This is a genomic window from Jatrophihabitans fulvus (assembly GCF_054781375.1).
This window is the reverse complement of record NZ_BAAGUN010000008.1, coordinates 31,072-54,505: the sequence shown is the minus strand read 5'-3', so window position 1 is coordinate 54,505 and position 23,434 is coordinate 31,072. Positions and strand designations below refer to the sequence as shown.

At 72.6% G+C, this 23,434-nt stretch carries 23 protein-coding genes; 7 read left to right on the top strand and 16 right to left on the bottom strand.

Annotated elements, in window-relative coordinates:
• Complete coding sequence (locus ACYVP9_RS21430) at positions 1-2,082, top strand: fibronectin type III domain-containing protein (RefSeq protein ID WP_460607003.1); 2,082 nt, start codon at positions 1-3, stop codon at positions 2,080-2,082.
• On the opposite strand, the gene ACYVP9_RS21425 is transcribed toward ACYVP9_RS21430, so the two are convergent.
• Positions 2,046-2,528 (bottom strand): tRNA (cytidine(34)-2'-O)-methyltransferase, encoded by a 483-nt coding sequence (locus ACYVP9_RS21425; protein ID WP_460607002.1) that lies wholly within the window; start codon positions 2,526-2,528, stop codon positions 2,046-2,048. The two genes, ACYVP9_RS21430 and ACYVP9_RS21425, sit on opposite strands and share 37 nt — an antisense overlap.
• 393 nt (positions 2,529-2,921) lie before the next feature.
• Here ACYVP9_RS21425 and ACYVP9_RS21420 point away from each other — a divergent pair, with 393 nt between their 5' ends.
• The gene (locus ACYVP9_RS21420; RefSeq protein WP_460607001.1) at positions 2,922-3,665 is read left to right on the top strand and encodes a class I SAM-dependent methyltransferase; all 744 of its coding nucleotides are present in this window, start codon (positions 2,922-2,924) and stop codon (positions 3,663-3,665) included.
• On the opposite strand, the gene ACYVP9_RS21415 is transcribed toward ACYVP9_RS21420, so the two are convergent.
• From ACYVP9_RS21415 to ACYVP9_RS21405, 3 genes are read right to left on the bottom strand one after another with little or no spacing between them, the layout of a single operon-like run.
• On the bottom strand, positions 3,643-3,912 hold the full coding sequence (locus tag ACYVP9_RS21415; RefSeq protein ID WP_460607000.1) for a hypothetical protein: 270 nt from the start codon (positions 3,910-3,912) through the stop codon (positions 3,643-3,645). The two genes, ACYVP9_RS21420 and ACYVP9_RS21415, sit on opposite strands and share 23 nt — an antisense overlap.
• A 1-nt stretch (position 3,913) precedes the next feature.
• The gene (mctP, locus tag ACYVP9_RS21410; RefSeq protein ID WP_460606999.1) at positions 3,914-5,647 is read right to left on the bottom strand and encodes a sodium:solute symporter family protein; all 1,734 of its coding nucleotides are present in this window, start codon (positions 5,645-5,647) and stop codon (positions 3,914-3,916) included.
• Entirely contained in the window at positions 5,644-5,883 is a 240-nt protein-coding gene (locus tag ACYVP9_RS21405) for a DUF3311 domain-containing protein (protein WP_460606998.1), read from the bottom strand. The genes mctP and ACYVP9_RS21405 overlap by 4 nt, the downstream gene beginning before the upstream one ends.
• A 51-nt stretch (positions 5,884-5,934) precedes the next feature.
• On the opposite strand from ACYVP9_RS21405, the gene ACYVP9_RS21400 reads away from it, so the two are divergent.
• The gene (locus ACYVP9_RS21400; RefSeq protein WP_460606997.1) at positions 5,935-7,470 is read left to right on the top strand and encodes a sensor histidine kinase; all 1,536 of its coding nucleotides are present in this window, start codon (positions 5,935-5,937) and stop codon (positions 7,468-7,470) included.
• Between the two features lie 22 nt (positions 7,471-7,492).
• Here the strand turns inward: ACYVP9_RS21400 and ACYVP9_RS21395 are convergent, their stop codons facing one another.
• Positions 7,493-7,744: a WhiB family transcriptional regulator gene (locus ACYVP9_RS21395; RefSeq protein ID WP_460606996.1), complete on the bottom strand. Its 252-nt coding sequence runs from the start codon at positions 7,742-7,744 to the stop codon at positions 7,493-7,495.
• Between the two features lie 259 nt (positions 7,745-8,003).
• Positions 8,004-8,942: a diacylglycerol/lipid kinase family protein gene (locus ACYVP9_RS21390; RefSeq protein WP_460606995.1), complete on the bottom strand. Its 939-nt coding sequence runs from the start codon at positions 8,940-8,942 to the stop codon at positions 8,004-8,006.
• A gap of 33 nt (positions 8,943-8,975) precedes the next feature.
• Here ACYVP9_RS21390 and ACYVP9_RS21385 point away from each other — a divergent pair, with 33 nt between their 5' ends.
• Positions 8,976-9,377 carry a hypothetical protein gene (locus tag ACYVP9_RS21385; RefSeq protein WP_460606994.1) on the top strand — a complete coding sequence of 134 codons (402 nt, stop codon included), beginning with the start codon at positions 8,976-8,978 and terminating at the stop codon, positions 9,375-9,377.
• 13 nt (positions 9,378-9,390) lie between these two features.
• On the opposite strand, the gene ACYVP9_RS21380 is transcribed toward ACYVP9_RS21385, so the two are convergent.
• The 5 genes from ACYVP9_RS21380 to sodN form a co-directional block, all read right to left on the bottom strand.
• Positions 9,391-10,671: an outer membrane protein assembly factor BamB family protein gene (locus ACYVP9_RS21380; protein ID WP_460606993.1), complete on the bottom strand. Its 1,281-nt coding sequence runs from the start codon at positions 10,669-10,671 to the stop codon at positions 9,391-9,393.
• Between the two features lie 50 nt (positions 10,672-10,721).
• Positions 10,722-11,543, bottom strand: coding sequence for a sigma-70 family RNA polymerase sigma factor (locus ACYVP9_RS21375; protein ID WP_460606992.1), 822 nt, complete (start codon positions 11,541-11,543; stop codon positions 10,722-10,724).
• Entirely contained in the window at positions 11,540-11,947 is a 408-nt protein-coding gene (locus ACYVP9_RS21370; RefSeq protein ID WP_460606991.1) for an ATP-binding protein, read from the bottom strand. The genes ACYVP9_RS21375 and ACYVP9_RS21370 overlap by 4 nt, the downstream gene beginning before the upstream one ends.
• Positions 11,948-12,011: 64 nt before the next feature.
• Complete coding sequence (locus tag ACYVP9_RS21365; protein ID WP_460606990.1) at positions 12,012-12,665, bottom strand: histidine phosphatase family protein; 654 nt, start codon at positions 12,663-12,665, stop codon at positions 12,012-12,014.
• Between the two features lie 16 nt (positions 12,666-12,681).
• Positions 12,682-13,083, bottom strand: coding sequence for a superoxide dismutase, Ni (gene sodN, locus ACYVP9_RS21360; protein ID WP_460606989.1), 402 nt, complete (start codon positions 13,081-13,083; stop codon positions 12,682-12,684).
• Positions 13,084-13,181: 98 nt separating this feature from the next.
• On the opposite strand from sodN, the gene ACYVP9_RS21355 reads away from it, so the two are divergent.
• Complete coding sequence (locus ACYVP9_RS21355) at positions 13,182-13,505, top strand: S24/S26 family peptidase (protein ID WP_460606988.1); 324 nt, start codon at positions 13,182-13,184, stop codon at positions 13,503-13,505.
• Positions 13,506-13,515: 10 nt separating this feature from the next.
• On the opposite strand, the gene ACYVP9_RS21350 is transcribed toward ACYVP9_RS21355, so the two are convergent.
• Positions 13,516-14,739: a S53 family peptidase gene (locus ACYVP9_RS21350; RefSeq protein WP_460606987.1), complete on the bottom strand. Its 1,224-nt coding sequence runs from the start codon at positions 14,737-14,739 to the stop codon at positions 13,516-13,518.
• A gap of 302 nt (positions 14,740-15,041) precedes the next feature.
• Between ACYVP9_RS21350 and ACYVP9_RS21345 the strand changes: the two genes are divergently transcribed.
• Complete coding sequence (locus ACYVP9_RS21345) at positions 15,042-16,268, top strand: NAD(P)-dependent malic enzyme (RefSeq protein WP_460606986.1); 1,227 nt, start codon at positions 15,042-15,044, stop codon at positions 16,266-16,268.
• A 193-nt stretch (positions 16,269-16,461) separates the two neighbouring features.
• Here the strand turns inward: ACYVP9_RS21345 and ACYVP9_RS21340 are convergent, their stop codons facing one another.
• Together ACYVP9_RS21340 and yczR are read right to left on the bottom strand one after the other, a co-directional pair.
• The gene (locus tag ACYVP9_RS21340) at positions 16,462-16,953 is read right to left on the bottom strand and encodes a LysM peptidoglycan-binding domain-containing protein (protein WP_460606985.1); all 492 of its coding nucleotides are present in this window, start codon (positions 16,951-16,953) and stop codon (positions 16,462-16,464) included.
• A gap of 101 nt (positions 16,954-17,054) precedes the next feature.
• Complete coding sequence (gene yczR / locus ACYVP9_RS21335; protein ID WP_460606984.1) at positions 17,055-18,521, bottom strand: aminotransferase-like domain-containing protein; 1,467 nt, start codon at positions 18,519-18,521, stop codon at positions 17,055-17,057.
• 86 nt (positions 18,522-18,607) lie between these two features.
• On the opposite strand from yczR, the gene yczE reads away from it, so the two are divergent.
• Complete coding sequence (gene yczE / locus ACYVP9_RS21330) at positions 18,608-19,234, top strand: membrane protein YczE (protein WP_460606983.1); 627 nt, start codon at positions 18,608-18,610, stop codon at positions 19,232-19,234.
• 6 nt (positions 19,235-19,240) lie between these two features.
• On the opposite strand, the gene ACYVP9_RS21325 is transcribed toward yczE, so the two are convergent.
• Both ACYVP9_RS21325 and ACYVP9_RS21320 read right to left on the bottom strand, forming a co-directional pair.
• Positions 19,241-19,426, bottom strand: a complete 186-nt coding sequence (locus ACYVP9_RS21325; RefSeq protein ID WP_460606982.1) for a DUF6104 family protein — start codon at positions 19,424-19,426, stop codon at positions 19,241-19,243.
• Positions 19,427-19,432: 6 nt separating this feature from the next.
• Positions 19,433-23,407, bottom strand: coding sequence for a multifunctional oxoglutarate decarboxylase/oxoglutarate dehydrogenase thiamine pyrophosphate-binding subunit/dihydrolipoyllysine-residue succinyltransferase subunit (locus tag ACYVP9_RS21320; protein WP_460606981.1), 3,975 nt, complete (start codon positions 23,405-23,407; stop codon positions 19,433-19,435).
• Between the last annotated feature and the right edge of the window lie 27 nt (positions 23,408-23,434).

Sequence of the window (23,434 nt, the reverse complement as noted above, 5' to 3'; positions counted from 1 at the left end):
GTGTCATTCGACGCCAACGACTACCGCAAACGGGTGCTCGCCGCCGTCCACAGACGCGGCGGGGCGGACGCGTCCGACCCGTTCGAGATCTACGACATCCCCGTCGACGAGGCCGACCGGTGGACCGACGGCCAGGTCGCCGCGCAGCTCGACGAGGTGTGGGCGTTCTGGCAACGCACCCGCGACCACCCGAAGTACGGCACGCTCGCCGGCGTGCTCGTCGAGACGCACGAGCAACGGTGCGCGCCGCTGCGGCACGCGGGATCGAGGGCCGGTCTCGCCGCGTCGGTCCGCGGCGCGCGGGAGCAGCAGCACTCCGCCCGGTTCGAGCTGCTCGACCAGGCCGTCCGCCGGCTCGTCTCCCGGTACCGGGGCATCCCGCGCGACAAGATCGACGGGCTCGTCGAGATCGGCGCGCTCGGTGGCCTGACCGCGGACGAGGTGCACGCCCGGCTGCGGCACCACCGCATCGTCGACGCGCCGGCGGCCGTGCCGGCGGCGACGCCCGCCCCGGCGGTGAGCGAGCACCGCCGTCAGCAGGTCCGCGACCTGCTCGACGAGTTCGGTCGGCTGCAGGAGATGCCGGCGCCGCCGACCCTGCTCGCCCTGCTCGGACTCGACCCGACCGCCGACGAGGGCGAGATCCACCGCCGCGCGTCGTCGTGGCGCGCGCGCTGCCGCGAGCTGCCGCCGTCGCGGTTGCGGGCGGTCGCCGACGAACTGCTCGTGCACGTGCGCGACCTGCTCGAGTCCGGACCGATCGTGCTCGCCGGCTACGTCGACGCGATCGCCGCCGACGTGGCCGCCGCCCTGCGCCCGCAGGTGCGGGCGGCCGTGCTCGTCGAGGACCGGCTCGTCGCCGACGACCACGCGCACCTGCTCGGCGAGGCCGTGGCGCTCGGGCTGGACGCACGCCGTGGCCGGCGCCTCATCACGGGCATCGCCACCGAACTGGGCGTCGAGGTCGATCCGCTCGGGGAGCCGTCGTCCGCGCCGGCGCGGCCGCGCGAGACGTCCTCGCCGCTGTGGGAGCAACGGCTCAAGGCCGCCCGCGCAGCCCTGCGGGAGGGCCGCCTGATCGAGGCGCGCCGGCTCGCCACCGAGGCGTCGGTCGAGGCCGGTGGGCAGGGCGCGACGCCCATCCGCGCCCTCGCCGACGAGATCGCCGACGCGCTGCGCGAGGCCGAGCGGCGGTGGCGGGCCGCGGCCACGGCGGTCGCGGCCCGGCGGTTCGCCGAGGCGGTCGGGCATCTCGAGCACCTGTGCCGTACCGCCACCGACGTGCCCAGCCCGACGGGCAATGCCCGCGCCGAGCGCGAGCTGGAGCGCGCCCGGCGCGAGCTGGCCACCGCCGATGCCGAGGTCGACGCCGCGCTCGCGTCCGCCGACCCGGCCGAGGCGCTGCTCGGCGTGCTCGAGCGCTTCCCCGAGCATCCCCGCGCGGTCGAGGCGCTCGCCGACGCGCCGCTCGCGGCGCCGTCCGCCGTGCGGGCCGTCCGCGACCGCACGGGCACGGTCGTGGTCACCTGGCAACCCTCGCCCACGCCCGGCGTCAGCTACCGGGTCGGGCGGACGGAGCCCGGCGGGTCGGTCCGCACCGTCGCCCGCACGTCCGCCACGACCGTCGAGGACGGCGGCGCGCCCACCGGCGCCGTCCCGGTGTACGTCGTCGCCGCCTTCCGGGCCGGACGGTCGTCGGCCGAGGTGTCGAGCGGGCCCGCAGCCGCGCCGGCGACCTCACGGCCGCCCGCGGTCGGGCCGACGTCGGCCCCGCCCCGGCCCCCAGCACCTGCGGCCGCACCGCCGCCGGCCCCGCGCGCTGCGACGCTGACGGCGCCGCGCGCCGTGGTGGCGGCGCGGCTGCCGGACGGCGGGGTGGTCGTGCGCTGGTCGGGACCGTCCGGGGCCGAGTACCGGGTGGCTCGCCGCACCCCCGAGGGGCGCGAGCAGGTCGTGGGCCGCACCCGCGCGCTCGAGATCGAGGACGGCGGGGCTCCCCACGGTGAGTTGCCGGTCTACGTGGTGTCGGCGAGCCGCAACGGCATCTACTGCGGCGAGGGCAGCTCGGACGCGCCGGAATAGCCCCCCTGTCGCCATGCCTCGTAGGCGGCGACGGCGGCGGCGTTGGAGAGGTTCAGCGACCGTCGCCCGGCCAACATCGGGATGCGCACCCGTTCGGTGACCCGGGGGTGGGCGAGCACCGCGGCGTCGAGGCCGGTGGGTTCCGGACCGAACACCAGGGCGTCGCCCGGACGGTAGGTGATGTCGGCGAAGGACGTCGTCGCCGAGGCGGTGAAGGCGAACGCCCGCGCGTCGGGCAGCGCGTCCCACAGGGCGTCGAGCGTCGGATGGACGGTGACCTGGGCGAGGTCGTGGTAGTCGAGCCCGGCGCGCCGCAGCTGCGCGTCGGTCATCGTGAAACCGAGCGGTTCGACGAGGTGCAGGTGCGCTCCCGTCGCCGCCACCATGCGGATGGCGTTGCCGGTGTTCGGCGGGATGCGCGGTTCGACGAACACGACGTGGAACACGCCTGCACGGTAACGGTCCCGGCACGCCTCGCCCCGGGTGACCGTCGCCGTGGTGTCTGCCGCGGACCGCTCACGACACCCCTCGCGTCGGCCCTTCTGCTCTGCCCTCCTAGATGCGGGCACGGGCCTGCGCGCCGGTGCGGGCAGAGCAGAAGCATCGGTGAGGGTCGCATTGCGCACCCGTGCGGGCAGAGCAGAAGCATCGGTGAGGGTCGCGTTGCGCACCCGTGCGGGCAGAGCAGAAGCTTCGGTGAGGATCGTGTTGCGCACCCGTGCGGGCAGAGCAGAAGCATCGGGGAGGGTCGTGTTGCGCGCGGGTGCGGGCAGAGCACAAGAACTCAGCGAAGGAGGGTGGCCGCGCTGTGCGTTTGCGGCCTGCGCGACGCTGGAGGCGTGCCCGACGCGTACTTCGAGGACGAGTACCTCGCCGACCTGTACGACCGCATCGAGGTGCGCAACGGCCCGGACGAGCAGTTCTACTTCGCGCTCGCCCGCCGGGCCGGGCGGGTGCTGGACGTCGGCTGCGGCACCGGCGCGATGCTCCACCACCTGCGCGACACCGGGCACACGGGCCGTCTCGTCGGGGTCGACCCCGCCGCCGGCATGCTCGCCCGGGCACGGCGCCGCGACGACATCGAATGGGTGCAGACCTACCTGGCCGACGCGGGCTTCCGGGCCGGGTTCGACCTCGCGTACATGACCGGCCATGCCTTCCAGGTGCTGCTGGACGACGACGCCGCGCGCGAGCTGTTCGAAGCCGTCCGGAAGGCCCTCGTGCCCGGTGGCCGCTTCGCGTTCGAGTCCCGCAACCCGTCCGCCCGGGCCTGGGAGGGTTGGAAGCCCGACGGGGTGAGCGAAGTGCGTGACCGGGACGGGCGCATGGTGCGGGTGTGGCACGAGGTCGAGGAGGTCACCGCCGATCCCGACCCTCTCGTGACCTTCACCGAGACGTTCGCCGTGGACGGCGAGGCCGAGCCACGGGTCAGCCGCAGCACCTTGCGCTTCCCGCGGGAGAGCACGATCGACCGCCTGCTCGCCGACGCCGGCCTCGTCGTCGAGGCCCGTCACGGGTGGTGGGACGGCGCCCCGTTCACAGCCGGCAGCCGGGAGATCGTCACGGTCGCGATGCGGCGGTGACGGCAGGGACGTCAGGGACGCCGCGCTGCCGTCGGCGCGGCGTCTCGCGGTAGGCGGCGAACCCGAGAGCGACGGCGAAGCAGCCGGCGGCGCCGATCCGCGACATCGGCAGCGTCACCACGCCGGCCAGCAAGACCGTCGCCCCAGCGGCAGCGGCCCGGGCGGGGCGCCAGTAGCGCCCGCCCCGGCCGCAGGCCGCGAGCAGGCCGCCCACCAGCAGCCCCAGGCCGAGTACCACCACACCCACGTCAGGGATGCTTCTCCTGCTCGTGGCCGGAGGTCAACGCCGCCGCCTCGGCCTGCACCTCGTCCGACGCCTGCTCCGAGTAGTAGTCGGACGGCTGGGTGCTGTCGGTGCCGGCCGGCGCCTTGAGCGCCGTGAGAATCAGCGTGAGCACGACCGCGATCAGGATGTTGATCACGAGCGCCGTGACGCCGATGTACACCTTCGTCGAGGTGAAGGGGATCTCGGCGATCGAGGCCGCGAAGTGCTTGGTGCCGTTCACGGTCGTCTCGGGTTTGCCGTCGACGATCTTCGTCACCGTGTCGGGCGCCTTCTGCAGGTACGCCTCGACGGTGCCGTAGACCATGCCGGCGGCCCAGCCGGCGAGCAGCGCCCACCGGTGCAGCCAGCGCGTGTAGAGGCCGATGACGATCGCGACGAGCGTCTGCAGGATCCACACGCCGCCGAGCAGCTGCATGTTGATGGCGTTGGACTTGTCGAGGAACAGCACGAACAGCAGGGCGCCGAACTTCACGAGGATCGACACGATCTTGCTGACCGCCGCCTCCTTCTTCGGTGACGCCTCGCGCTCGAAGAACTCGCGGTACACGTTGCGCGTGAAGAGGTTCGCCGCCGCGATCGACATGATCGCCGCCGGGACGAGCGCGCCGATCGCGATCGCGGCGAAGGCGACCCCCGCGAACCAGGACGGGAACGCCTCCTGGAAGAAGTGCGGGACGGCCAGTTGCGGGTTCACCACGCCGTCGGACCCGACGACGTCCATCCGGCCGGTGTTGACGAAGTAGATCGCCGCGAAGCCGAGCAGGGCGAGCAGGGCGAGCATCAGCGAGTACGCCGGCAGGATCGCGGTGTTGCGGCGGATCGTGTTGCGGGTGCGGCTGGCGAGCACCGCCGTCATCGAGTGCGGGTACATGAACAACGCGAGCGCCGAGCCGAACGCCAGCGTGCCGTACGCCCAGTAGGTGCCCTCGCCGGTCACGAACGCGCCCGCGGGTTTGCCGGTCTGCGGGTTCGGCGTCGTCAGCTTCGTCTTGGCCGCGTCGAACATGTCGCCGAAACCGATCTTCGCGCCGACGTAGATGATCGCCACCACGATGACGATGTAGATCAGCGTGTCCTTGACGAACGCGATCAGCGCGGGTGCGCGCAGACCCGAGGAGTACGTGTAGGCGGCCAGCACCGCGAACGCGATGATCAGCGGCAGGTCCTTGACGAACTCGTTGGACGAGCCGCCGAGCCCCATCGTGTCGAAGACCGCCTGGATGCCGACGAGCTGCAGCGCGATGTAGGGCATCGTCGCGACGATGCCGGTCAACGCCACCGCGAGGGCGAGACCCCGGCTGTCGTAGCGCCCGCGCACGAAGTCGGCCGGGGTGACGTACCCGCGCGTCTGCGCCACGCTCCACAGCCGCGGCAGGAACACGAACACGATCGGGTACGCGACGATCGTGTAGGGCACGGCGAAGAACCCCGACACCGCGCCGGTCGCGAACATCGCCGCGGGCACCGCGACGAACGTGTACGCCGTGTAGAGGTCACCGCCGAGCAGGAACCACGTGACGACGGTGCCGAAGCGGCGTCCGCCCAGCCCCCACTCGTCGAGGCTGTCCATCGACTCGGCGCGGCGCCAGCGGACGGCGACGAAACCGCCTGCGGTGACGACGACGAAGAAGAAGACGACGACCGCGAGCTCGACGCCGTTGACGCCCTCGTTGGCGGCCAGCAGGGGCGCGCTCACCGCTCGCCCCGTCCGCGCTTGATGACCAGGTACGCCGAGTAGGTCATGATCGGCGTGAGGATCACCCACAGCAGCTGGTACCAGTAGAAGAACGGCCAGCCGGCGAGCTTCGGTGTCTCGCGGGAGTACGTCGGGACGAGGGCGAGGGCGATGCACGGGATGGCCAGCAGGATCACCACCGCGGCGACGGCACCGCCGGACAGACGGCGACGTTCGGGATCGGGCGAAGCGGACACTGGCGCCTCCGGCGTGCGGGACGTAACGGACGATCTGGCACCTTAGTACCGATGTCCGCTCTCACCGACACCCTCGCGGCGCGTACCTCCCTGACGGACGCCCAGGTCGACCACATCGCGCGCCTGGTCGGCGAGTGGCAGCTGCTGTCCGATCTCGCCTTCGCCGACCTGCTGCTCTGGGTGCCGATCGCGGTGCCGTCGGGCGAGGGCGGCAGCGTGCCCGGCTTCCTCTGCGTCGCCCAGTGCCGTCCGACGACCGGCCCGACGGCCTACCAGCACGACCAGGTCGGCGTCGTGCTGCAGGGCAACCGGGTCGCGCCGCTGCGCATCGCGTGGGCCGAGTCGCGCATCTTCCGCGAGGTCGACCCCGACTGGGACGGCGACCTTCCCATCCGGCGCGAGGCGATCCCGGTGCGCTGCCGCACCGGCGACGCCGACACGGACGACGGCGAGGTCATCGCCGTCATCGGGCGCGACGCGAACCTCGCGAGCGTGCGCACCCCCAGTCAGCTGGAGCTCGTCTACCTGCAGACCGCGGCCGACCTCGCCGGCATGATCGCCGACGGCACGTTCCCCTCGGCCGACTCGCTGCGCTCGGAGGAGGGCGCGACCCCGCGGGTGGGCGACGGTCTCGTCCGCCTCGAACCGGACGGCACGATCATCTACGCCAGCCCCAACGCGCTGTCGGCGTTCAGCCGCCTCGGCGTCACCGGGCCGGTGCTGTCGGAACCCATCGACGCGCTCACCAGCAGCGTCGCCGAGGACCCGTTCGACGCGAGCGACCTGGCGGTGGCCGTCCGCGACGCCATCGACGGGGGACACCCGGCGAGCATCGAGATGGAGGCGCAGGGGGCCGTCATCTGGTTCCGCGCCTGGCCGCTGCGCCCGCGCGGCGAGACGCTCGGGGCGCTGCTGCTCGTGCAGGACGTGACCGAGCTGCGCCGCCGCGACCGGCAGATCATGAGCAAGGACGCGACGATCCGCGAGATCCATCACCGCGTGAAGAACAACCTGCAGACGGTGGCCGCGCTGCTGCGCCTGCAAGCCCGGCGGGTGGCCGTGCCCGAGGCGCGGACCGCGCTGGAGGAGTCGATGCGCCGCGTGCAGTCGATCGCTCTCGTGCACGAGACGCTGTCGGTGTCGATCGACGAGGCCGTCGACTTCGACGAGATCGTCGACCGGCTGCTCGAGATGCTGGCCGACGTGATGGGCTCACGCTCGCGCGTGGCCATGCGCCGCGAGGGGACGTTCGGGGTGGTGCCGGCCCAGGCGGCCACGCCGCTGGTGCTGGTGCTGACCGAGATCGTGCAGAACGCGATCGAGCACGGCTTCCCCGACGACCGGACGGGCACGGTGACCGTGCACGCGCAGAGTGCGCGGGGCACGTTGCGGGTGACCGTGCGCGACGACGGGGTGGGGCTGCCCGAGGGCTTCACGGGGGCGAAGTCCGACCGGCTCGGCCTGCAGATCGTGAACACGCTGGTGTCGGCGGAACTGCACGGGGAGGTCGCCTACCGGCCGTCCCCGGGCGGAAACGGAACCGACGCCGTGCTCAGCATGTCGCTGGGAGCACGGCGCCGGGTGTGACGCTGTCTGTGTCCGGGTTCGTTCAGGCCAACCGTGCGCGGGTGCGCGCGTTGCGCCGCTTCAGGGCGCGTCGCTCGTCCTCGGACAGTCCGCCCCAGACGCCGGCGTCCTGACCGGACTCCAGCGCCCAGGTCAGGCAGTCCTGGATGACCGGGCAGCGTCGGCAGACGCTCTTGGCCTGTTCGATCTGCAGGATCGCCGGGCCGGTGTTCCCGATGGGGAAGAACAGCTCCGGGTCTTCGTCACGGCAGATTGCGTGGTGCCGCCAGTCCATGTATCGATCTCTCCTCACTCGCGGTGGCCTCTCGGCCGCGCGCTTGTGAATCCTTTCACGAGCTGGCGCGTGGTTCAAGCAGCGGCGACGCAGGTCACCGGCACGTTCCCCCGCGCCCGGATTGTGGATCAGTGCCACCGTGGTGCCTGACCGAGAACGCTTTCTCCCGGACGGCGCCCACGCGCGGTGGCGACTTCGGGCGACGGTACGCGCTCGCCCGGTTCCGCGTCGAGGGTTGCGCTCCGAAATCTTGCGCGAATCAGGGCGAATCAGGCATCGGTGTGACGACCCTGATGGCCTCCGGTACGGAACGGAACGTCACCTTGTCCCGCGCGTCCAGTGCGTCCCCGTCGACCTGGAACGGGAGTGGCTCGTCGGCGATCAGCGTCAGGTGATCGACGTCATGGGCGCTGAACGCCCCGTACCGTCCGACCCGGGGCCGCGAGCCCGAGAGCCGGGCCATGCTCACGAGCATGCCGGCCGTCCGCATCCGCCGGCGCGCGTAGACGCCCAGACCGGACTCGAGGGTCACCTCGGGCGTGGGCCGCAGCGGACGGTTCCCCACGTACGTCCACGGGTCGGTGTTGGTGACGATCGCGAAGTGGATGTCGTCCCAGCGCGTGCCGTCCGCCAGCTCGACCGCCAGGTGGGGGTGGCGGCGGTCGGCTCGGAAGAACTCCTGAACCCCGACGCGGGCGTACAGCGTGTGCGTCGAGCGCTTGCCCTGGCGACGGCGTCGTTCGACCCCGTGGACGATCGCGGCGTCGAAGCCGAGGCCCGCGGCGAAGCAGAAGTACCGATCGTCCGCCTGGCCCATGCTCACCGTGCGGCGCGAGCCCGATCGCAGGCCCTCGAGCAGTCCGCCGGTGGCCTCGACGGCGTTGTTCGGCAGGCCGAGCGCGCGGACGAACACGTTGGTCGACCCGGCGGGCACGATGCCCAGCGCGGGGACGCGGTCGTGCACGCCGTCGGTGAGCAGCCCGTTGATCACCTCGTTGACGGTGCCGTCGCCGCCGAGGGCCACGACGACGTCGGTGCCGCCGCGCATGGCGCGGCACGCGAGGGCGGCGGCGTGGCCGCGGTTGGCGGTCTCGGCGATCTCGAGCTCGGCCTCGCCGGCGAGCGCGTGCGCCAGCACGTCGCGCTCGCGGTCGCTCACCGCGGTCGCCCGGGGGTTGGCCACCACGAGAACTCGCACGCGACTCACCCTAGATACATTGGGGTGGTGCGCGTGAACCGGACCGATCTGTCGGACGTCCCGACGCCGATCCGGGCCGCCTGCGGAGTGCTCGTCCTCGAGGCGCTCGCCCTGTTCGCCGCGGCCGCCTTCTACGTCTACGGGACGGCGTTCGGGCACCCGAACGGCGTCGCCCGCTCGCTGGTGGCCGCCCTCATGGCCGCCGGTGTCGGCGTCGGCATCCTCATGGGCGCGAGCGGGTTGCTGAAGCTCAGCCCGGCCGCCCGCTCGCCCATGGTGGTCGTGCAGTTGCTGGCCCTTCCCGTCGCGTACAGCCTCGCCTTCCAGGCCGGACGGGTGCTCTGGGGTGGCCCGATCCTGATCGCCGCGGTCGCCGTGATCTACCTGCTGTTCACCCCGCCGGCCCGGCAGGCGCTGGACCGCGACCCGCTGTGACGCGGCGCCCGGCTCACCCCAGCCGGTAGACGTCCACCCGGCCCAGCTCGGAGGAGTCCGACTCCGCGACGTACAACCAGCGTCCCGAGCCGGCGACGACGTGCCCGGGTACGGCGCCCACGACGGTCGTCCCGGACCGGTCCAGCGCGACGGACGAGCCGCCGCGCTCGTCGTGCACCCAGATGCGCCCGCCGCTCGTGACCGTGTCGAGCGTGTGGTCCTCGAAACCCGTGGCCGCCCCGAGCGCTCGCGCCGCGGCGGAGAACCCCGCCTCGCCGTCGACGATTGTGAGGAGGCGGTCGGCGACGTCGCACGCGATCAGCCGGCTGCCGTCCGACACGCACGAGCCCGCCGGCCCGGGGGCGGGGACCCGGACGCGGCCGCTCGCGACCGACAGCACCCCCGTGCGCACGGTCACGGAGGCCGCGGTGATCGCTCCGAGGTCGACGTACGCGCCGATCGACGTCCCGGGGGCCGTCCAGACGACCCGCCCCGTGCGCAGGTCCCGGCCCGAGCGGACGCCACGGTCACCGTCGCCCAGCGCGACGCTGCCCTCGCGCACGACGCCCGTCATCGCGACGTCGCCGGTCACGACGTCGGTGAGACTGCCGGGCACCTGCCACCCGGTCCGGCCGGTGGCCGCGTCCAGCCGCAGGGTGGCGACCTGTGCGGCCGGCGGGTTGCCCAGGGGCACGACGTCGACCACGATCCCGTTCCGGTCGGCGCCGCGGATGCTGACGATGTTCTGCCGTCCGCCGCGGAAGCCGACCGGGTTGGACCACATCAGGCGGCCGTCGCGCAGCCGCAGCGCGGCCACCCCCAGGTCGTTGCCGACGTGGCCGTCGCGTTCCGGGCCGCCCTCGTAGCCGACGACGAGCAACGGGCCCACGGCCGAGTCGACCGCGGTCGCGCCGCGGACCAGGGTCGACAGCCTCCTGCCGTCGCCGCCCCGGATCCGCGACGCGGCGTCGTACGCGCTGCGGGTGCGCCACAGGACGCGACCGGTCGCGGTGGCGACGGCGGCGAGACCTCTGTTCCCGTCCAGGCCGAGGACGGTGACGCTGCCCCGGGCGACGATCGAGTGCACCCGACCGAGGCCGGTCCGCAGGGTGTCCCAGACGACGGGCCCCGGTCGGGCCGCGCGCGCGCCGCTGGGCGGTAGCGTCCGCGCCGCGACGGCGCTGGAGCTGGACCCGGACGGGCCGGACGGACGCGTGTCCGGCGCGTCCGCGGTGCACCCCGCGACCGTCGCCGCGAGCACGAGCGTGGCGAGCGCGGCACGTCCTGCGGGCATGACCCGACCGTAGGACGGCACGGGCGGTCCGTCAGGGGGAGTGGTACCCGTCAGGAACGGCGGCGGCGCGGCTCGGTCGGCGGCTCGGGAGCGCCGAGGCTCTCGCGCAGCCGCCGCAGGCCACGCGCGACGAGGCGCGACACCTGCATCTGCGAGACGCCGACGATGGCGGCGATCTCGGTCTGGGTCTTGTTGGCGATGAAGCGCAGCAGCAGGATCTCGCGCTCGGACTCGGGCAGGTTCGCGATGACCCGGCGCAGCATGGCGCGCTGCTCGACCTGCTCGAACCCCTCGTCGACGACGCCGAGCATCGGGTGCTCGGGCACGTTCTCGCCGGGGGCGGCGAGCACGTCGATCGGCACGCCCGAGTAGGCGCGCGCGGCATCGAGCGCCTCGAGCACGGTCTCCTCGTCGACCTCGATCCGCTCGGAGATCTCCTTCACCGTCGGCGCGCGGCCGAGCTCCTGGCTCAGGTCGGCGCGGGCGGCGTTGAGCGTGGTCTGCAGTTCCTGCGCCCGCCGCGGCACGTGGATCAGCCAGCCGGTGTCGCGGAAGTGACGCTTGATCTCGCCGAGGATGGTGGGCGTCGCGTAGGTCGAGAATTCCAACTTGCGCTCGGGATCGAAGCGGTCGATCGCCTTGATGAGCCCGATGGCGCCGACCTGCACGAGGTCGTTCATCGGCTCGTTGCGGCCCGAGAACCGGCGGGCGAGGTAGACGACGAGCGGCATGTGCTGCTCGACCAGTTGGTCGCGCAGGCCCTGCCGGCGCGGGCTGTCCTCGGGGAGCTGGTGCAGCTCCGCGAGCATGCGGGCCGCTTCGCCGTGGTCGCGGCTCGGCTTCTGCGACTTCTGCGCCTTCTGTTCCGTCACCGGGGTTCGCGCTTCTTGACCACGGAGATGGTGAGACGGTCGGACGCGGCCTGGACGTCGATCTCGGACGCGAGCGCGCCCAGCACGGTCCACGCGAAGCCGTCCCGGTCGGGCTCGGCGACGCCGTCGGTCACGACCGTGGTGTGGACGCGCAACTCACCCGAGCCGACCTCGAACCGGGCGACCAGCGTGCCGCGGCCGTCCGCCGTCGTGGCGGCGTGCGGCAGCAGCAGCGAGCAGGCCTCGTCGACGGCCAGGCGCAGGTCCTCGATGTCGTCGATGGTCAGGTCGCAGCGCGCGGCGAGCGAGGCAGCGGTGAGCCGCAGCGTCGACACGTACGCGACATCGGCGGGGGTGCGCACCTCGACGACGTCGACATCGGTCCGGACTTCCGCGCTGGTCATGGGCTTCCTCGGGTCGAAGACGAATCCGCCCGGTGGGTCCGGGCGGGCGAACCGTCCGGCACGGCTACGTGACGGGGTTCGGCAGGTTCCAGTGCTTCAGCGTAGGGGTGCCGTACTGCGCGCCCAGCACCGACGGCGCCGCGGTGCCAAGCAGCAGCTTGGCGCCGCCGTCCGGGGGCAGGCCGATCCAGCGCGCGCCGAGGGCCCGGCTGAAGTGTCCGTGGCCGACGAGCACGACGGGACCGTCCGCCAGCAGGGGCGCCACACGACGCAGCACGCGCTCGGCCCGGGCCGCCACCTGTGCAGGGCTCTCGCCACCCGGGCAGCCGTGCGTCCAGACCGTCCAGTCGGGGACGTCCTCGCGGATCTCGGGCGTGGTGCGGCCCTCGTACTCGCCGTACTGCCACTCGCCGAGGTCCTCGATCGTCTCGTCGACACGCAGCCCGGCAAGCCGCGCCGTCTCGGTGGCGCGTTGCCGCGGGCTGCTGAGGACGAGGACGGGGTCGATCGCGGCGAGCTGGTCGCGCAGGGCTTCGGCCTGCTTCTCGCCGTTGCCGGTCAGCGGGATGTCGGTGGTGCCGGTGTGCTCACCGCCCACGCTCCACTCGGTCTCGCCGTGGCGGACGAGCCACAACTCGACGTCGTCGCCGAGCTCGACACCGAGATCGGGCACGCCGGAGGCGGGCCCCTGACCGGGACCCGCCTCCGAAGTTGTCATGCTCGAACCCGCCGGATCAGGCGGCCTGCTTGGTCTCCCAGAAGATCTTGTCGATCTCGGCGATCTGGTCGAGCAGCTCCTGACCCTTGGCCGGGTCGACCTCGCCCTTGCCGCCGGCGGCGCCGGCCGCCTTGGTGGCCTTGTTGAACAGCTCGTGCAGCTGCGGGTACTTCTCGAAGTGCGGCGGCTTGAAGTAGTCGGTCCACAGCACCCAGAGGTGGTGCTTCACGAGCTCGGCGCGCTGCTCCTTGATCATGAGCGCGCGGGTGCGGAACACCGGGTCCTCGTTGCCCTGGTACTTCTCCATGATGGCCTTGACGGACTCGGCCTCGATGCGGGCCTGGGCGGGGTCGTAGACGCCGCAGGGCAGGTCGCAGTGGGCGTACGCGGTGGTGCGAGCGGTACGGAAAAGGCGCATAGTCTGGGTCCTCCAGTACGAGTGCGGGACATGCTGAGCCGGGACGATCTCGACCCTACTCAGGTGCACGTTCCCCCCTGAGGAGAGTCGGTAACCGCGTGGGGCGCTGGTTGCGCGTCGCCGTGTCCGGCCCGTCGATGGTGCCGACCCTGCGGCACGGTGACGTCCTGCTCGCCCGCCGCGGCTCCCGGGTGCGGGCCGGCGACGTCGTGCTCGCCCGCTTCCGGGACCTGCCCGACCGGCTGGTGGTGAAACGCGCCGTCCGGCCGTCGGACGGTGGCTGGTGGGTCGTGTCCGACAACGGGTTCGCCGGCGGCGACAGCACCGTGCACGGCCCCGCGGACGTCGAGGCGCGGGTCGTGCTGCGACTCGGCCCGGGCAGACCACGACGGCCCCGACGCAGCGCGCCGGGGCCGTCGTAGCGGGGGACCGTCAGAACGCCGCGGTGCCGTTCGGCGTGCCGAGGCCGGTGGGGCCGTCCCAGCCGGTGCGGGCGTTGCACCACACGGTCGTGGAGCACGAGCCGTTCGAGCCGCTGGTGACGTCGTTGAGCGCACCGCTGTTCGACCACGTGTACGAGGCCGGGTAGCCCGAGAGGTTGCCGCCCATCGTGTAGACGGACGCGATGATCGGCGACGAGGCGCTCGTGCCGCCGTAGACCTGCCAGCCCGACGCGCCCTGGTAGGCGGTCGAGTCGTAGACCGCGACACCGGTGTTCGGGTCGGCGACGGCGGAGACGTCCGCGTTGGCCTTGCCGGAGCACTGCGTGACCGAGGTCTGCCACGAGGGCTTCGCGTTCAGCGTCGAGCAGCCGCTGCCGGCGCCGCTCCACGCCTTCTCGCTCCAGCCGCGGGTCGTGCCCGAGGCCTTCGACAGGCTGGTGCCGCCGACGGCGACGACCGAGTCGAAGCTGGCGGGGGACTCGATGCCGTAGCCGTCGTCACCGGTCGACGCGGTGACCGCGATGCCCGGGTGGTTGTAGGCGGACGTCTGCGCCGAGTCGCTGCCGCCGTAGCTGTTGCTGATGGCGGAGACCCCCTGGGAGGCGGCGTAGTTCACGGCCGTGCCGAGGTCGGAGAACGAGGTGCTCTTCGCCTCGACGAGCAGGATCTTGCAGTCGGGGCAGGCCGCGGACACCATGTCGAGGTCCAGGCTGATCTCCGTCGCCCAGCCGGCGTTCTTGGCCGGGAGCGAGGTGGTGCTACCGGTCTGGCTGACCTTCCTGAAGCAGCCGTTGCCGGTGGTGCAGGCGGGCAGGCCGTACTGCGAGCGGTAGACGCTCAGGTCGGACGCCGCGGTCGGGTCGTCGTAGGCGTCGACGATCGCGACCGTCCGGCCGCTGCCGGAGGCCGAGCCGAGGGCGTAGGCCGAGCGGATGTCCGCCGGGCCGTACCCGGCGGGGGTGGTCGTGACGACGGGCTTGCGTCCGCTGTTCACGACCACGCGGGCGAGACACGACGCGACGCCGACGCGCGTGGGCGCGGCGCAGGTGCGCTCGTTGCCGTGGGCGGTGGCGTGGAAGCGCGCGGCCGGGACAGCGGCCACGCCGGACGGAGTGGCGTTCGCGGTGGCGGGCAGGGCGGCGACGATGGTCGCGCCCGCCGCGGCGGTGAGTGTCGCAGCGATGGTCACGCTGCGGGTGAATCGACGCCTCATGGACGTGGTGCCTCCTCGACGACGGCAACTTAGGAGTTGCATGTGAATGCCAGGGAGACTCTGCCCCACAAAAAGCCGTTTAGGAAGACAAACCGGACAACTCGCGGGGTGCGGCGCGCGGTTGCCGGGGTGCGGGCCCCGTGAGCGGGCTCATCGGCTCCCTGCGCGAAACAGCTGCGACCACGTGTCAGACTGGAGCGGTACGGGCAACCCCCGAGGCCAGCAGCACGCGCCGCACCCGGCGCGCATTCCGACACCGGCCGGGTGACCTCTGCCCCGGCCACCACTCGAGGAAGCACATCGTGGTTGCCCACCAGTCCGACGCCGCCGTCGGCACCGCCCCGTCCGCCCCGTCCGCCCCTGCGGGACCGTCCGCTCCCGACAGCGAGGTCTTCCGCGCCCACCGCGGCGGCAAGCTCACCGTCGCCAGCACCATGCCGCTCGTCGACCGGCACTCGTTGTCGCTCGCCTACACCCCCGGCGTCGCCGAGGTGTGCACCGCGATCGCCGCGGACGAGCGCCTGGCTCGCGAGTACACGTGGCGCTCCCGGCTCGTCGCCGTCGTCAGCGACGGCACCGCCGTGCTGGGCCTGGGCAACATCGGTCCGGCGGCCGCGCTGCCCGTCATGGAGGGCAAGGCGGCGCTGTTCAGCGAGTTCGCCGGCATCAACAGCGTGCCGATCGTGCTCGACACCACCGATGCGGACGAGATCGTCGAGACCGTCGCCCGGATGGCTCCGTCCTTCGGCGGCATCAACCTCGAGGACATCTCGGCGCCCCGCTGTTTCGACATCGAGCGGCGGCTGCGGGAGCGGCTCGACATCCCCGTCTTCCACGACGACCAGCACGGCACCGCGATCGTGACGCTCGCGGCCCTGCGCAACGCCGCCGCGGTGACCGGGCGGACGCTCGCCGACCTGCGGGTCGTCGTGTCCGGGGCGGGCGCGGCCGGCGTGGCGTGCACGGACATCCTGCTGGCCGCGGGCATCGGCGACATCGCCGTCGCCGACTCGAAGGGCATCCTGCACCCCGGCCGGGCGCACCTGTCACCGGTCAAGGAAGCGCTCGCCGCCCGGACGAACCGCGCCGGGCACACCGGGTCACTCGCCGACGCGATGGTCGGTGCGGACGTCTTCCTCGGCCTCAGCGCCGGACACGTGCCCGAGAGCGTCGTCGCCACCATGGCGCCGGGCGCGATCGTGTTCGCCCTGGCCAACCCCGACCCCGAGGTGCACCCGGACGTCGCGCACCGCCACGCGGCCGTCGTGGCCACCGGGCGCAGCGACTACCCGAACCAGATCAACAACGTTCTCGCGTTCCCGGGCGTGTTCGCCGGGGCCTTCGACGCGAACGCGTCCGCCATCACCGAGTCGATGAAGCTGGCCGCGGCCGAGGCATTGAGCGAGGTCGTCGGCGACGCGCTCGCGCCCGACTACATCGTCCCGACGCCGTTCGACTCCCGCGTCGCGCCCGCCGTCGCCGCCGCCGTCTCGCGGCAGGCGGTGCTGGACGGCGCCGTCCGCGCCTGACCCTTGCACGGTCCGGCACGGTTCGGTCGCCCGTCTGACGGTCCGTCGGTCCGTCCGGCTGTCCGTCCGTCGGTCTGTCCGTCGGCCCGAAGGTGATCACGAAGAGGACGGGCTCGTCGGAGCGGGCAGAAGCTCTTCTTGATCACCGGACGGAGGTGGGGAACGTCTCGCCTCCCGGCCGCAGCAGGTCGGGTCAGGGAGCGGACGTCACCGTCATCGAGGCGGTCGCGCCGCGGGGCGTGATGGTGACGACCTGGCCCGGACGGATGAGGTCGGGGTTCGCGCCGATGGCGTCACGGTTGCGCAGGTACAGCTGCTCGTAGCCCTGCATCCTGAACCACCGCGCGATCGCGGTGAGGCTGTCGCCCGGCTTGACCGTGTAGACCACGGGCACCTGCGTCACGGGCGAGCGCAGGGCCACCGGCGACGACGCGAACGACGGCAGCGGACGGGGCGCGGCGGTGGGCGTCCGCCCGGCGGGGGCGGACCCGCTGCCGCGGGCGTCCGAGGCAGCGGCGCGCAGCGCGTGGGGGACGCCGGGGTCGGCGGCCGCGCGGGTGTCGCCGGCGAGCACGACGGTCAGGGCGACCGCCGACGTCGCGACGAGCCCCGCCGTGAGCGCGGCAGCGGCCGCGAGGCGGGCGGGAGTGTCGACGGCGGTGAGCGGCTGGAGCGGAATCGTCATTCCACGGCCTTCCGTACGGCCCGCGCGCAGGGGTTTGCCCGCGGGATCGAGGCGGACCGTATCGACGCGCGTCGCCCCGGTGTGGGAGCCGCGCGGCAGCGTCAGGTGACGACGGCGGGCGACGCGGCGCGCGGGACGGACCCGAGCTGGTCGCGCGCCCGGGCGAGCCGTGACACCGCCTCGGCCAGCCGCGGCGCGGGCAGCGCGAACGGCAACCGCAGGAAGCGCTCGAGGGTGCCGTCGACCCCGAAACGCGAGCCCGGCGCGAGCTGGACGCCGAGCCCGGCGGCGGCGACGGTCAGAGGCGTGGAGACCGGGGCGTCGAGCTCGATCCAGGTCGACAGGCCCCCGGCCGGGCGGGTCGTGCGCCACGCCGGCAGCTCGCGGGCGAGCGCGTCCAGCAGGACGTCGCACTGGCCCTCGAGCATCGCGGCCCTCGCCGCCGCGAGCTCGTCGATGCGCGGCAGCAGGGCGGCGACCGCCAGCTGCTCGACGACGGGGGCACAGAGGTCGATCGACGTGCGCAGAGCCGCCAACCGGCGCACGAGCTCGGGCGCCGCCCGCAACCAGCCGATGCGCAGGCCCGCCCACACCGTCTTCGACAGCGAGCCGACCGTGACGACGCCCGGGTCGAGGGCCGCCATGGGGGACGGCAGGTCGCGCCGGGTGTCGCGGAACCCCAGATCGAGGAAGGCCTCGTCGACGAGCAGCAGCGTCCCCGTCCGCCGGGCCGCAGCGACCACCGCGCGACGGTCGGCGGTGGGGACGAGCGCGCCCGTGGGGTTGTGGAAGTCGGGCATCAGGTAGGCCATTCGCGGCGCGGATTGGCCGAGCGCGGACCGCAACTGGTCCACGTCCCAGCCGCTGCCGGGGGCCATCGGCACCGGCACCAGCCGACCGTGGTGCGCCCGCACGGCATCGAGCGTGCCCGGGTACGCGGGCAGCTCGGTCAGGACGCGTTCGCCGGGGGACAGCAGCAGCCGCAGCAGCAGGTCGGTGCCGTGCAGCGTTCCGTTGGTGATCAGCACCTGCTCGGGGTCGGTGGGTACTCCCCGGGCGGTGAAGCGCTCGGCGACCGCTGCGCGCAGGGCCGGCAGACCGGACGGTTCGTATCCGGTGCCGCGCAGGTACGGCTCGGCGGCGCGGACCGCGTCGGCCAACGCGGGGGCGAGTTCGGGGGAGGCCGGGACGGCGGCCACGGTCAGGTCTACGACGTCCCCGGCGAGCGGGTCGGAGGTGGCTCCGGTCGTCCGCCAGCCGGTGTGTCCGGCGTGCGGGGTGTAGCGCTCCGGCACCGCGACGTGGCTGCCGGCGCCGACGCGGCTGGCGAGGAACCCGTCCTCGCGCAGCGTGTCGTAGGCCGCCGTGACCGTTGCGCGGCTCACCCTCAGCGCGAGGGCGAGTTCACGCTCGCTGGGCAGCCGGGTTCCCGACGCGACACGGCCGTCGAGCACCAGGGTGCGGACGGCGCCCGCGAGCGCGCTGTAGACCGGGCCCGGGACGTTGCGCAGCGGCGGGAGCAGCGCGGCCAGCGCCGTCCCGCCGATCCGCGCCGAGGGGGTCGTCACGGTTCGGCAGTATGCCACCCGTTCCAGGCCACTCGATAAGCGATTGGCCCGTGAAATCGGTTCGGGTGGTCTGCCATGCTGCGCCGGTGAGGTTGTTGCGCCGCGTCGTCCAGCTCTACGTCGGACTCGTCCTGTACGGCATCTCGCTGGCCCTGCTCGTGCGCGCCGACCTCGGGCTCGACCCGTGGGACGTGCTGCACCAGGGCGTCAGCGAGCACACCGGCCTCGCGATCGGCACCGTCACGATCGTCGCGGGCGCGATCGTCCTGCTGCTGTGGATCCCGCTGCGCGAGAGGCCGGGTCTCGGCACGGTGAGCAACGTGATCGTCGTCGGACTGGTCATGAACGTGGCCCTCGAGGTGATCGCCCGCACCGGCCACCTGGCCGTCCGCATCCCCGAGCTGCTCGGCGGCGTGCTGCTGTGCGGCCTGGCGACCGGCCTGTACGTCGGCGCCGCGCTCGGCCCGGGTCCGCGCGACGGGCTCATGACCGGGCTCGTGCGCCGCACCGGGCGGTCCGTCCGCCTCGTGCGCACCGGCATCGAGGTCACCGTGCTGGTGTCCGGCTGGCTGCTGGGCGGCTCGGTCGGCATCGGCACCGTCGTGTTCGCGCTGGCGATCGGGCCGACGGCGCAGTACTTCCTGCGCGTGCTCGGCGTGCCGGAGCGCCGTCCGGAACCCGTCGAGGTGGACGCGGCACGGATCGGGCAGTAGCCGAGGTCAGTCGTCGAGCTCGTCGTCGCTGTCGTCGCGCGCCAGCCAGGTGGCGAACCGCTCGACGGCGGTCTCGAACTCCGGGTGGGTGTCGACGAACACCTCCAGCCGGTCACCCAGCCACTCGAGGGTCACCTGCTCGTCACCCCGCCGGGTGACGAGCTCCTCGATGCCGCGGTCGGTGAAGTACACCGCAGCTCACCCGAAGGCGGTGGCGACGACCTCGCGCTGCTGCGCCTCGTGCACCGAGTGGGAGCCGACGGCCGGCGAGGCGGACGCCTTGCGCGACGCGAGCCGCAGCGCGCGTCCGCCGAGGTGGGCCGGCAGGTTGAGGGCCATGAACGGCCACGCACCCTGGTTGGCGGGCTCCTCCTGCGTCCACACCAGCTCGGCGTCCGGGTACTTCGCCAGCTCGGCGGCGAAGTCGTCCCCGGCCAGCGGGTACAGCTGCTCGACACGCAGGATCGCGACGTCGGTGCGGCCGGACTTCTCCCGCTCGGCGGCGAGGTCGTAGTAGATCTTGCCAGCGCACAGCAGCACCCGGCGCACGTCCGACCCGGCGTTCTCGTCGGGCAGCACCGGACGGAACGTGCCCGACGTGAACTCGTCCAGCTGGCTGACGGCCGCCTTGAGCCGCAGCAGCGACTTGGGCGTCATGGCGATCAGCGGACGGCGCACCGGCGACAGTGCCTGGCGGCGCAGCAGGTGGAAGTAGTTCGCCGGCGACGAGCACATCGCGACCGTCATGTTGTTCTCGGCGCACAGCTGCAGGAACCGCTCGGGACGGGCCGACGAGTGGTCGGGTCCCTGGCCCTCGTAGCCGTGCGGCAGCAGCAGCGACAGCGCCGAGCGCTGCCCCCACTTCGCCTCGCCGGAGGAGATGAACTCGTCGATGATCGTCTGCGCACCGTCGACGAAGTCGCCGAACTGCGCCTCCCAGCACACGAGGGCGTCCTCGCGGGCGACGGAGTAGCCGTACTCGAAACCGACGGCGGCGAACTCGCTGAGCAGCGAGTCGTAGGCGAAGAACGGCGCCTGGTCGTCGGTGAGTTCGCGCAGCGGCGTGTACTCGGAGCCGACCTTGCGGTCGATCAGCGTCGCGTGCCGCTGCGTGAAGGTGCCGCGGCGCGAGTCCTGGCCGCTCAGCCGCACCGTCCGCCCGTCCATGACGAGCGAGCCGAAGGCGAACAGCTCGGCGGTGGCCCAGTCGACGTTGCCCGAACTGCCCATCGCCACGCGGCGGTCGATCTGCGGCTTGAGGCGGGGGTGGATCGTGAAACCGTCGGGCAGGTTCGCGTAGGCCTCGGCCATGCGCTTGATCGCGTCGAGGGTGATCGCGGTCGTGACCTGCTGCGACGGTGTCTGCTGATCGATCTCGTACGCCGGCGCCGCCTTGTCGCTGGCGTCGCGGGTCTCGACGAACACCTTCTCGAGTTGCGCCTGGAAGTCCTTCAGCGCGGTCTCGGCGTCGGCGAGGGTGATGTCGCCGCGACCGACGAGCGCCTCGGTGTAGAGCTTGCGGACGCTGCGCTTGCTGTCGATGATGTCGTACATCATCGGCTGGGTGAACGAGGGGTTGTCGGCCTCGTTGTGGCCGCGCCGCCGGTAGCAGACCATGTCGATGACGACGTCCTTGCGGAACTCGCGGCGGTACTTCACCGCGAGTTCGGCGACGCGGACGCACGCCTCGGGGTCGTCGCCGTTCACGTGGAAGATCGGCGCCGAGATCATGCGGGCGATGTCGGTGCAGTACAGCGACGAGCGCGACGACGACGGCGAGGTCGTGAACCCGACCTGGTTGTTGACGACGACGTGGACGGTGCCGCCGGTGCGGTAGCCGCGCAGCTGCGAGACGTTGAGCGTCTCGGCCACCACGCCCTGACCGGCGAACGCGGCGTCGCCGTGCAGCAGCACGGGCAGGACGGTGAACCCGTCGTCGCCCTTGTCGAGCTTGTCCTGCTTGGCGCGGACGATGCCCTCGAGAACCGGGTTGACCGCCTCGAGGTGGGACGGGTTCGCGGTGAGCTCGACCTTGATGTCGTTGCCGGTCGGGGACGTGAACCGGCCCCGCGCGCCGAGGTGGTACTTCACGTCGCCCGAGCCCTGCGCGGTGCCCGGGTCGATGTTGCCCTCGAACTCGTTGAAGATCTTCGAGTAGGGCTTGCCGACGATGTTGGCGAGCACGTTGAGCCGGCCGCGGTGCGGCATGCCGATGACGACCTCGTCGAGGTCCTGGTCGGCGGCCTCGGCGAGCACTCGGTCGAGCAGCGCGATCACCGTCTCGGCGCCCTCGAGGCTGAAGCGCTTCTGCCCGACGTACTTCGTCTGCAGGAACGTCTCGAACGCCTCGGCCACGTTGAGCCGGCCCAGGATGTGCAGCTGCTCGTCGCGCGAGGGCGGGTTGTGGTCGACCTCGATGCGCTCCTGCAGCCAGGCGCGCTGCTCGGGGTCGGTGATGTGCATGTACTCGACACCCACGCGGCGGCAGTAGGCGTCGCGCAGCACGCCCAGGATGTCGCGCAGCTTCATCAGCTTCTTGCCGGCGAAGCCGTCGACCGGGAACTCGCGGTCGAGGTCCCACAGCGTCAGGCCGTGGTGGGCGATGTCGAGGTCGGGGTGGCTGCGGACGGTGTACTCGAGCGGGTCGGTGTCGGCCATCAGGTGGCCGTTGGTGCGGTAGGCGTTGATCAGCTCGATGACGCGGGCGTTCTTGCCGATCTGGCCCTCGTGGGTCCAGTCGCGGTCGACGAGCCAGCGCACCGGCTCGTACGGGATCTTGAGCGCGGCGAAGATCTCGTCGTAGAACTCGTCGGACAGCAGCAGCTGGTGCACGACCTTGAGGAACTCGCCCGACTGGGCGCCCTGGATGATGCGGTGGTCGTACGTCGAGGTCAGCGTCATGATCTTGCTGATGGCGCGGTCGACGAGCTGCGCGGGGTTCATGCCGCTGAACTCGGCGGGGTACTCCATCGAGCCGACGCCGATGATCGCGCCCTGGCCCTGCATCAGCCGCGGCACCGAGTGGTTCGTGCCGATCGTGCCCGGGTTGGTGATGCTGATCGTCGTGCCCGCGAAGTCCTCGGTCGTGAGCTTGCCGCCGCGGGCGCGCCGGATGATGTCCTCGTAGGCGCCGTGGAACTCGGAGAAGTCCATGGTCTCGGCCTGCTTGATGGACGCGACCACCAGCGAGCGCGACCCGTTCTTCGCGACCAGGTCGATGGCGATGCCGAGGTTGACGTGCTCGGGCGTGATCAGCGCCGGCTTGCCGTCGAGCTCGCCGTAGGCGTTGTTCATCTCCGGGTGGACGGCGAGCGCCTTCACCACGGCGTAGCCGATGAGGTGGGTGAAGCTGACCTTGCCGCCCCGCGCCCGGCGCAGGTGGTTGTTGATCACGACGCGGTTGTCGAACAGCAGCTTCGCCGGCACGGCCCGCACGCTCGTGGCGGTGGGGACGGCGAGCGAGCTCTCCATGTTCTGCACGACGCGCACCGCGGCGCCCTTGAGGCGGGTCGAGGTGGGCTGGTCGTTCTTCGCGTCGACGGCGGGCTTCTCGGCGGGCTTCTCGGCGGGCTCGGCAGTGGGCTTCTCGGCAGCGGGCTTCCCGGCAGCGGGCCTGCCGGCCGCCCTCTCGCCGGTCGCGTTCTCGGCGGCCGGGCTCTCGGGGGCCTTGCCCTCGGCCGGGCTCGCGGCCGGGGTGGGCCGCTGCTGCGCGGACGGCTCCGTGCGCGGCTCGGCGGCGGGAGCGGACGGTGCCGCCGGTGCGGACGCGTCGCCCGGGACGGGCGGCGCGAGCGGGGCGGCCGCGCCGTTGCTGCCGTAGTCGGCCCCGGCGGCGGTGTCGGACGCGGTGGCGTCCGCGGTGTCGTCTATGTCGTCCGTGTCGTCGGTGTCGTCGGTGTCGTCCGTGTCGTCGGTGTCGGACGGCGCCGCGTGGGCACCGTTGCCGTTCTGCCCGGGCTTGTAGTCGGCGAAGAAGTCGTGCCACGCGGCATCGACGCTGCTGGGATCGGCGAGGTACTGCTCGTACATGTCCTCGACGAGCCACTCGTTGGCGCCGAAGTCGCCGCGGCCGGAGGTGTGTTCGTTGGTTGTCGACTCGTCCGTCGTCGCCACTGTCGTCGGCCGTCCTCGCCTGCGGTTGGTGGTCCGTGGTGCCGCCACGGCTGCACCCATCGACCCTACGCGTTACGGGCGGACGCG

Coding starts and splice junctions, on each gene's coding strand:
- ACYVP9_RS21380 (WP_460606993.1), bottom strand. CDS start 10,671: ATGCCCGCAGGACGTGCCGCGCTCGCCACGCTCGTGCTCGCGGCGACG.
- ACYVP9_RS21350 (WP_460606987.1), bottom strand. CDS start 14,739: ATGAGGCGTCGATTCACCCGCAGCGTGACCATCGCTGCGACACTCACC.
- ACYVP9_RS21320 (WP_460606981.1), bottom strand. CDS start 23,407: ATGGGTGCAGCCGTGGCGGCACCACGGACCACCAACCGCAGGCGAGGA.
- sodN (WP_460606989.1), bottom strand. CDS start 13,083: ATGCGCCTTTTCCGTACCGCTCGCACCACCGCGTACGCCCACTGCGAC.
- ACYVP9_RS21365 (WP_460606990.1), bottom strand. CDS start 12,665: ATGACAACTTCGGAGGCGGGTCCCGGTCAGGGGCCCGCCTCCGGCGTG.
- ACYVP9_RS21370 (WP_460606991.1), bottom strand. CDS start 11,947: ATGACCAGCGCGGAAGTCCGGACCGATGTCGACGTCGTCGAGGTGCGC.
- ACYVP9_RS21395 (WP_460606996.1), bottom strand. CDS start 7,744: ATGGACTGGCGGCACCACGCAATCTGCCGTGACGAAGACCCGGAGCTG.
- ACYVP9_RS21400 (WP_460606997.1), top strand. CDS start 5,935: ATGTCCGCTCTCACCGACACCCTCGCGGCGCGTACCTCCCTGACGGAC.
- ACYVP9_RS21340 (WP_460606985.1), bottom strand. CDS start 16,953: ATGACGATTCCGCTCCAGCCGCTCACCGCCGTCGACACTCCCGCCCGC.